The sequence below is a fragment of the Verrucomicrobium sp. BvORR034 genome (genome assembly GCF_000739635.1).
Classification (GTDB): Bacteria; Verrucomicrobiota; Verrucomicrobiia; order Verrucomicrobiales; family Verrucomicrobiaceae; genus Verrucomicrobium.
This window is the reverse complement of record NZ_BATQ01000193.1, coordinates 1-1,045: the sequence shown is the minus strand read 5'-3', so window position 1 is coordinate 1,045 and position 1,045 is coordinate 1. Positions and strand designations below refer to the sequence as shown.

At 62.3% G+C, this 1,045-nt stretch carries 1 protein-coding gene; it reads right to left on the bottom strand.

Features of this window, described 5'->3' with window-relative positions:
• Positions 1–155 precede the first annotated feature (155 nt).
• Positions 156–1,045 (bottom strand): IS256 family transposase (locus tag BV034_RS34080; RefSeq protein ID WP_050031399.1); only part of this gene is annotated, 890 nt, incomplete at its 5' end.

Below are 1,045 nucleotides of genomic sequence, written 5' to 3'. Positions count from 1 at the left end.
GGTAGTGTCCGTCAAGTTTCGCACTTTCAATTCTGGGGGTTCAAGAGGCTTACGGGTCTTGGTTGGTGTTTGGTCTATGTCGTTGCAGTTGTCCCGCTGGATGCGCAGGGAGGCCGTAGGCCGACCGGAGCTTCCAGCGGGAGCGCCCGGGGGGCTTACGCTGCCAGGGTTTGGTTCTGGGCTTGTTCTTGCTGTTTCTTGTCCAGATCTCGGAGCCGGGCCATGTCCAGATACCGCCTCGTTCCCCATTGGGTCCCCGCGATGTGCCGCAGCCGCGCGCTCACCAGGATCAAGGCACTGTTGCCGTCGGGGAACGATCCCACCACCCGCGTGCGTCGCCGGATCTCTTTCATGATCCTCTCCAGCGGGTTGTTGGTCCGCAGGGACCTCTGGTGCTCGGCGGGGAACGCATAGTAGCTCAGCGTCTCATGGATGCTGTTCTCAATGAGCGCGGCGGCGGCGGGAAGCTTCATCTCCCGCAGCCGCTGGACCACCTGGGCGGACTTCTGCATCGCCGCCTCCCGGTCCTCGCTGGCATGAATGGCCTTGAGCATTGCCGCCACCGTCTTGACCTTCCCGGCGGGCACCAAGGACCACACGTTGCGGTAAAAGTGCACGACGCACCGCTGATAAGCTGCTTGAGGGAAGAACTCCCCAATGGCTTCCACCAGCCCCAGGCAGCGGTCCCCCACGATCAGGCGGACTCCCTTGAGCCCCCGGCCCTTCAGATACCGCAAAAAACCCTGCCAGGAAGCCTTGTCCTCCTTGGTGCCTTCGGCCACGCCCAGCACCTCGCGGTGCCCGTCCTGATTGACTCCAATGGCCACCAGGATGCTCACGTTCTTGACCTCGCCACCCCAGGAGCGCTTCAACCAGATGCCGTCGAGGTACACATAGGCATGCTCCCCCTCAAGGGGCTGGTGACGCCATTCATCGATCTTCACGGCGATCTTTTGATTGAGTTCACTGACCGTTGACGGACTGACCCGCGTGCCCCACAGGGCCTCAGTGATGTCTTCCACACGGCGTACGGACACACCCGCAA